The following is a 6563-nucleotide window of genomic DNA, read 5'->3' as shown; positions in this document are numbered from 1 at the left end:
CATGGCCCGGCCGGACCGGCCGGGCCATGCTGTTTCTTTACTTCTCCACGGTGATGAGCTGGCCGGGGTGGTCAGGATCCTCCATGATGATAAGATCCACATCCGCGGGGATCTCCTCTTCGGGCTCCTGGGACTCTGTGGGCTGGGGATCGTCCTCCATCCAGTCCCCTGCCAGGGCCTGGGCCTTCTGAGGGTCGGCCTTGGCGGGATCCAGGGGCAGGGAAAAGAGGGCCGTGTCCCCCTTGGGCGTGATGGCGCCGGTTTTCTCGTCAAAGCCGAACAGCTCCGCGCTGGGCGGGGTGTGGGTGCCGGGATACACCGCCAGATAGACGGTATGGTCGGCAAAGATCTCCACATTGTCACACTCAAAAAGGTAATAAAGGGTTCCATCCTGGGCAAAGGTGCAGGTGCCGCCGTCCAGCGTCCAGGCATTGAGCTGCCAGGGAGCGTATCCCTCTACCAGGGGAGAGACGGTCAGATCGGGCACGTCCTCCTCAATGGCCGTCCCGTCGGTGCGGGCATAGGCCAGGACTGCGTAGGTCTTGTCCCGGGCCACGCCGTTGGGCAGATTTTCCACCCGGCTCAGTCCCTCGCCGCTCACCAGGCCCATGAGGGTCACGCTGTAATCGCCCACGGTCTTCGTATCGTTTACCGTGACGGCCTCTCCGCTTTCAAAGGCGGCGGCCAGGGCCTCATTTCCGGCCCGCTGGGCCACATCCTGGGGCCGCAGCATCATCACGGCGGCTCCGGCGGTGATGGTGAGGGCCGCAGCCACGGCAGCGGCCACAAGTCCAGTTCTCAAATTCCACTTTTTCATACTGTTTTTCTCCTTTTCCCGGGCCAGTTCCTCCAGACGCGCCATAGTTCGGTCTTGGAAGTCAGGGGAGAAGAAAACGGCGTCCATTTGGGTACGGTATTCTTCCCGGTTCATGCTTCTTCCTCCTTTAGCAGCTTCCGCAGGCGTTCCCGCCCACGGGAGAGCCGAGTTCCCACAGTGGGAGCAGGCAGCGCCAGCAGTCTGGCGATCTCCTTTATGGAATAGCCCTCATAATAGTAAAGATGGATCACGGCGCTGTACGCCTCGGGCAGGGAGCGGACAGCGGAGAGGAGGGGGCCATGATCGACAGCTTCGGCGGCGGCGTTGGCCGCTTCCTCCAAGGGGACGTCGTCACGCCTCTTGCGGCGGAGGTCGCTGGCCCGGTTCAGGGTGGCCCGCAGCAGCCACGCCTTCTCGTGCTCCCCGTCCCGGAAACGGGGGCGCTTATCCAGCAGCCGAAGAAACACGTCCTGTACCGCGTCCTCCGCATCGGTGGGGGTGGCCGTCCGGGTAAGGGCGGCCCGGAGAAGCATGGGGCTGTATGTTTCCACCACCCGGCGGAGATCTTGTTCCAGTTCGCAGTCAGTCACGGTCTCATCTCCCTTCACCCATAACACGATTTAGAAAGCGGAAATTTTTCAGGCGGCCTCTTTTTTCTTTTGCCTTTTTGCCGGCAGGCCCATCGTTTGCAAAAAGCCCTGCGGCGGATCCGCCGCAGGGCTTTTTTCTTTTCCGTTTGCGGGGAGGCTTACGGCCGCAGGCCCATGCCGCCCTCCAGGGTGAGGGTCTCGCCGGTGAGATACTTAAAGTCGGGGTTGGCCAGCTGAACGCAGACCCGGCCGATCTCGGTCTCGGGGTCGCCGTAGTGACCCATGGGAGGCATCTTCACGTTGGCCTTGAAGGCGTCGGGATAGGCCTTTTCGAAGTTCTCCAGCTGGGCCGTCCAGGCAATGGGGCAGATCACGTTGACGTTGATGCCGTCAGGCCCCCACTCAGTGGCGGCCACCCGGGAAAGGCCCCGGATGCCCTCCTTGGCGGCGGCGTAGGAGCACTGGCCGTAGTTGCCAAACAGGCCCGCGCCGGAGGCGAAGTTGATGACAGTCCCCTTCGTCTTCTTCAGGTGGGGATAGCATGCCTTCATGTAATAGAAGGCGGCGTAGAGGCCGGAATACATGGCCAGATCAAAGTTCTCAGTGGTGTGGGTGGCCAGGGGCACGCCGGAGGCGGAGGCTTGGGCGTTGTTGATGAGCACATCGATACGGCCGAAGGTCTTGATGGTCTCGTCGATGACATGCTGCACCACGGCCTCGTTGTCGCTGCCGGCGGCCACGTCGGCCTGGACAGGGAGCACCCGGATGCCGTAGAGCCGCTCCAGCTCCTCCTTGGCGTCCTCCAGCTTCTTTACGTTGCGGCCGGTGATGACCAGGTTCACGCCCTCCTTGGCGAAGGCGGTGGCAATGCCGTAGCCGATGGAGCCGCAGCTCTTGCCGTCGCTGAGGACGGCCCGGCCGGCGCCGGTAATGATGGCGACCTTACCCTTCATGTCATAATTCATGGCGTTATTCCTCCCTGATGTTTTCAATATAGAGGCTCTGGAACCAAAATCGTTAAAATTATAACCCACCATGCCGAAAAAGGCAAGTATTATAGCGGCCGCTCCGCTCTTTTCTTGCGCCGGGGCCCTCCTTGTGGTATAATTCCACACGCTGGAAGAATAACGCGGGGAAGGGGGAGACGGGGTGTTGAGCAAATCAGAACTGCTGAACCGCTTGGCCCGGGATGGAGACGAGCGGCGGCTGCTGGCCCGGCTGGAAGACAAGCTGGACTCCGCCCGCAGGGGAAGCCCCGCCTGCACCTTTTTCCTCTCCACCGCCCAGCAGGAATCCGCTCTGCGGCTCATCACCGCCGAGGGCCACCCCCGGCACCTCTTTTCCGGGGGCTGGGCCGACGCGGAGCGAAAGGTCTGCGCCTTCCTTCCTGATTGGCAGGAGGAGGGCGACTGGGAGCCTCCCTTCCTCGCCCTGCGCTGCCGCTGGCAGTCCGGGGAGGCGCTGACCCACCGGGACTTTCTGGGGGCGATACTGGGCCAGGGCATCGACCGGGAGAAGGTGGGGGATATTCTGGTGGGGGAGGGTCTGTGCGACCTGCTGGTCTTCCGCGAGCTGGGGCCCTACCTGCTGCAGAATTTTACCGAGGCAGGCCGGGCCAGGCTGCGGGTGGAGGAGATCCCCTTGGATGAACTTTTCCTCCCCACCCCGCAGATCAAGACCATCCACGACACGGTGAACACCCTGCGGCTGGACGCGGTGATGGCCTCCGGCTTCTCCCTGGGCCGGAGCAAGGCCGCCGCCCTCATCACCGGGGGGCGGGTGGAGCTGAACCACCGGCCCTGTATGAAGAGCGATAAGACGGTGGAACAGGGGGACGTGATGACCTGCCGGGGCCTGGGCAAGTGCGTGGTGGCCGAGGTGGGAGGCCTGTCCAAAAAAGGACGGGTCATTCTGACTCTGGAGCGATATCTGTAAGGGGGAATTTCCTTTGATCACAGACGAAAAGGTAGCCCGGATCAACGCCCTGGCCCGGAAGGCCCGGACAGAGGGCCTCACCGAGGCGGAAAAGACCGAGCAGGCCGCTCTGCGCCGGGAATACGTGGAGGCGGTGAAACAGAGCCTCCAGGCCAATTTGGACAACACGTTTATCCAGACCCCCGACGGCAAACGCCGCAGGCTGGAAAGAAAAGGAGACGGGGACTGATGAAAAATCAAAACGAGGCGTTTCTCCACCTGATGGACGCTCTGCCCGCCGACGTGGCCCGGCGAAAGGCCATGGGGGATATCCAGGGGGCCCTGCGGCTCATCGAGGGCTATCTGGCCCAGGACTGCCAGCGGGAGCTCTTTCCCCGGCTGGAGGCGGAAAAAATGCGGCTGGAGCGGCTGAGGGACAGCTATCCCTACGACCGTGCCACCGCCCTGGCCATGGTGCGTGAGGAGTGGCCCGGCTGCACCGAGGAACAGTTCGACGCCCTGGTGGATGGCCGCCGGATGGATTGGCGGATGGTGGACGGCCAGATGCACTTCCACTCCGGCTTCCTGAACTCCACCCGCCTCTATCCCGCGGAGGCCCCCGGCCTGAAGCCGGAGGCAGAGGATCACAGCAAGCGCAACGAGATGCTCTCCCGGATGCGGAAAGAGGGGGGGCTCTCCGCCTGTATTACCCTGAAGGCCTCCATTCGCGCCGCCGTCCCCTCGGCGGGAAAACGGGTGCAGGCCTGGCTGCCCTTCCCGGCGGACTGCCCCCAGCAAAGCGAGATCCAGCTTCTGGAGGCCACCCCGGGCTATGTCCTGGCCCCGGCGGACGCCCCCGCCCGCACCATCTATTGGGAGAGTACTGGCCGGGACAGCTTTGAGGTGACCTACCGCTACCGCCACAAGGCGTCCTTCGTCGATCCTTACGCGCTGAAATGGGACAGCGTCCAGCCCGTCTTTGACACCGAAGAGGCCCTGCCCCACATCGCCTTTACCCCCTACCTTCAGGCGCTGGCCCGCCGCCTGACCCAGGGGAAGGAGGGCCCCATCCAGAAGGCGGGGGCCATTTACGACTATGTCACCGGGCATGTGGATTACCGCTATCAGCCCGCGTACATCCAGCTGGACGACATCGCCGACAGCTGTGCCAAGGAGCTGCGGGGTGACTGCGGGGTGATGGCGCTGCTCTTCATCACCCTGTGCCGCATCGCCGGGGTGCCCGCCCGGTGGCAGAGCGGTCTCCACGTCACCCCCGACGGGGCGGGCGCCCACGATTGGGCCATGTTCTACGTTGCCCCCTATGGCTGGCTCTACGCCGACCCCTCCTTTGGCTCCGGCGGACGGCGAAACGGGGAACCGGAACGGACAAAGCACTATTTCGGCAATTTGGATCCCTGCCGCATGGTGGCCAACAGCCTCTTCCAGGCCCCCCTCACCCCGCCTGACCTGGCCTGGCGGCACGACCCCTATGACAATCAGTTGGGGGAGATGGCCATCGACGGCGTGGGCATGGACGGTCACGGTATGGAGCGGGACGTGAAGGTGGTCGATTTCACCTTTGAATAAGCTCCAACCGGCAAAAAGTAAAAACGGAGCGTATTTCCGGGTTTTGGAAATACGCTCCGTTTTCTTTTTAGCTCTCCTTGGGCTTGCTGCCTCCGCCGCCCCGCCGTCTTCTCCGGCGGCTGCGGCTCTGTCCCTGGCCCTGGGGCTTGGGCTCCTTGGCAGCCGCCTCCTGTTTGGACTTGTCCTCCCCGGCGGGCCCGCCCTGCTTCGGCTTAGGCTCCTGCCTGGGTCTGGCGCCTTGGCGGGGACGGCGTTCCCGCCGCTCTGTGTCCAGATCGGCCAGGACGTCGTTGATGCTGCCGGTCAGATCCCGCTCCTGCTTGCCTGTCAGCCGGGGGGTCACCTTGCGCAGCTTCTCCAGCTCCTCCTTGGGCGGCGCCACATAGCCCTCCGGGCGCCGGCCCTTTCCGTTGCGGATCACGTTGATCTCTTCCCCGATATAGGTCTGGGGGGTCTCGGGAGCCTCCTCCAGGCGCACCTTTACCGTCTCCCGCAGGAAATTCACGGCGCTCACCGTACCCGCCCCGTCGGGGGTCTCCACAAAGGACTCGTTCTTGGGCAGACGCTTCACCGCGTCCTCATAGGCGTCCTGCTCGTATTTCAGGCAGCACATCAGCCGCCCACAGGCGCCGGAGATCTTGGCCGGGTTCAGGCTCAGGCCCTGGGTCTTGGCCATCTTGATGCTGACGGGCTGGAACTGCTCCAAAAAGGCGTTGCAGCAGAAGGGCCGGCCGCAGATGCCCAGGCCGCCCAGAAGCTTGGACTCGTCCCGGACGCCGATCTGCCGCAGCTCGATGCGGGAGTGGAAGGTGGCGGCCAGATCCTTCACCAGAGCCCGGAAATCCACCCGGCCCTCGCTGGTGAAGAAGAGGAGCTTGTTGCCGTCAAAGGAGCACTCGCACCGGGCCAGCTTCATGTCCAGGCCGTGCTCGGCGATCTTCTCCTGGCAGACCTGAAGGGCGGTCTTCTCCCGCTCCCGGTTGCGCTCCAGGGCGGCCAGATCCCGCTCGTTGGCCAGCCGGATCACGGGGCGCAGGGGCTGCACCACCTGGTCGTCGCTCACCTGGGTGTTGGCCCGGGAGCAGGTTCCGAACTCAAGGCCCTTGGCGGTCTCGATGATGACCTGATCTCCCACGTGCACCTGGATGCCCTTGGGGTCGAAGTAGTATTCTTTTCCGCCGGATTTGAACCGGACGGAGATGATCTCAGTCATGAAAATGGCCTCCCAACAGGAAAGATGGATGGGGATATCAAGGGGAGCTGAGCCGGGCGCAGAGAGCCCCGGCGAGGTGGGCGGAGCTGACGTTGAACTGGGCGCCTGTGCGCAGGTCTTCCACCGCGTCGACGGCGGAGAGAAGCTTCTTGGCCGGGAGCCTGGCCGCCTGAGCCAGTGCGGCGGCGTCCCTGCCGCCGGAGAGGGCCCGGCCTCCTCTCTGGAGGGCCAGGGCATCCCGCAGAAGGAGCACAGCGCGCTCCAAAAGTCCCTTCATGCTCTCCCTGTCCCACTTTTCCAGGGTGACGCACCACTCTGCCAGGGTCAGCTCATCTCCCTTGGCGAGCAGCTCCAGCAGGGTGCGGCCGGCGGTCTGGACGGCGTCGTCCCCGCCCCCCTCCAGCTCCTCCACCGCCCGACCCAGGACGCCGCCGCAGGCGGC

The 6563-nt window shown here is 64.1% G+C and carries 7 protein-coding genes and 1 pseudogene; 3 read left to right on the top strand and 5 right to left on the bottom strand.

Annotated features, from left to right (window positions below; all coding sequences use genetic code 11):
• Window positions 1-37: 37 nt before the first annotated feature.
• The 3 genes from NFR87_RS10215 to NFR87_RS10205 form a co-directional block, all read right to left on the bottom strand.
• Complete coding sequence (locus tag NFR87_RS10215; protein ID WP_251449377.1) at window positions 38-931, bottom strand: hypothetical protein; 894 nt, start codon at window positions 929-931, stop codon at window positions 38-40.
• Entirely contained in the window at window positions 928-1407 is a 480-nt protein-coding gene (locus NFR87_RS10210; protein ID WP_251449375.1) for an RNA polymerase sigma factor, read from the bottom strand. Before NFR87_RS10210 ends, NFR87_RS10215 begins: the two co-directional genes overlap by 4 nt.
• A gap of 158 nt (window positions 1408-1565) precedes the next feature.
• Window positions 1566-2372 carry an SDR family NAD(P)-dependent oxidoreductase gene (locus tag NFR87_RS10205; protein WP_251449373.1) on the bottom strand — a complete coding sequence of 269 codons (807 nt, stop codon included), beginning with the start codon at window positions 2370-2372 and terminating at the stop codon, window positions 1566-1568.
• A 187-nt stretch (window positions 2373-2559) separates the two neighbouring features.
• Here NFR87_RS10205 and NFR87_RS10200 point away from each other — a divergent pair, with 187 nt between their 5' ends.
• From NFR87_RS10200 to NFR87_RS10190, 3 genes are read left to right on the top strand one after another with little or no spacing between them, the layout of a single operon-like run.
• Window positions 2560-3342: a YlmH family RNA-binding protein gene (locus NFR87_RS10200; protein WP_251449371.1), complete on the top strand. Its 783-nt coding sequence runs from the start codon at window positions 2560-2562 to the stop codon at window positions 3340-3342.
• Between the two features lie 13 nt (window positions 3343-3355).
• Window positions 3356-3571, top strand: coding sequence for a DUF896 domain-containing protein (locus tag NFR87_RS10195; RefSeq protein ID WP_420910714.1), 216 nt, complete (start codon window positions 3356-3358; stop codon window positions 3569-3571).
• On the top strand, window positions 3571-4908 hold the full coding sequence (locus tag NFR87_RS10190) for a transglutaminase-like domain-containing protein (protein ID WP_251449369.1): 1338 nt from the start codon (window positions 3571-3573) through the stop codon (window positions 4906-4908). Before NFR87_RS10195 ends, NFR87_RS10190 begins: the two co-directional genes overlap by 1 nt.
• 67 nt (window positions 4909-4975) lie before the next feature.
• Here NFR87_RS10190 and NFR87_RS10470 read toward each other — a convergent pair whose 3' ends face one another.
• Together NFR87_RS10470 and NFR87_RS10180 are read right to left on the bottom strand one after the other, a co-directional pair.
• Window positions 4976-6121 (bottom strand): PSP1 domain-containing protein, encoded by a 1146-nt coding sequence (locus tag NFR87_RS10470; protein ID WP_277613140.1) that lies wholly within the window; start codon window positions 6119-6121, stop codon window positions 4976-4978.
• A gap of 37 nt (window positions 6122-6158) precedes the next feature.
• Window positions 6159-6563: pseudogene (locus NFR87_RS10180) on the bottom strand (DNA polymerase III subunit delta); the annotation flags it as partial.

Source organism: Vermiculatibacterium agrestimuris (assembly GCF_943193085.1).
Taxonomy (GTDB): domain Bacteria; phylum Bacillota; class Clostridia; order Oscillospirales; family Oscillospiraceae; genus Vermiculatibacterium; species Vermiculatibacterium agrestimuris.
Note: the sequence above shows the minus strand (reverse complement) of the source record. Positions and strands in the feature narration are given on the sequence as shown.

What these genes read in the sequence shown, in the direction of transcription:
- NFR87_RS10190 (WP_251449369.1), top strand. Translation starts at nt 3,571, where the DNA reads ATGAAAAATCAAAACGAGGCGTTTCTCCACCTGATGGACGCTCTGCCC.
- NFR87_RS10470 (WP_277613140.1), bottom strand. Translation starts at nt 6,121, where the DNA reads ATGACTGAGATCATCTCCGTCCGGTTCAAATCCGGCGGAAAAGAATAC.
- NFR87_RS10215 (WP_251449377.1), bottom strand. Translation starts at nt 931, where the DNA reads ATGAACCGGGAAGAATACCGTACCCAAATGGACGCCGTTTTCTTCTCC.
- NFR87_RS10205 (WP_251449373.1), bottom strand. Translation starts at nt 2,372, where the DNA reads ATGAATTATGACATGAAGGGTAAGGTCGCCATCATTACCGGCGCCGGC.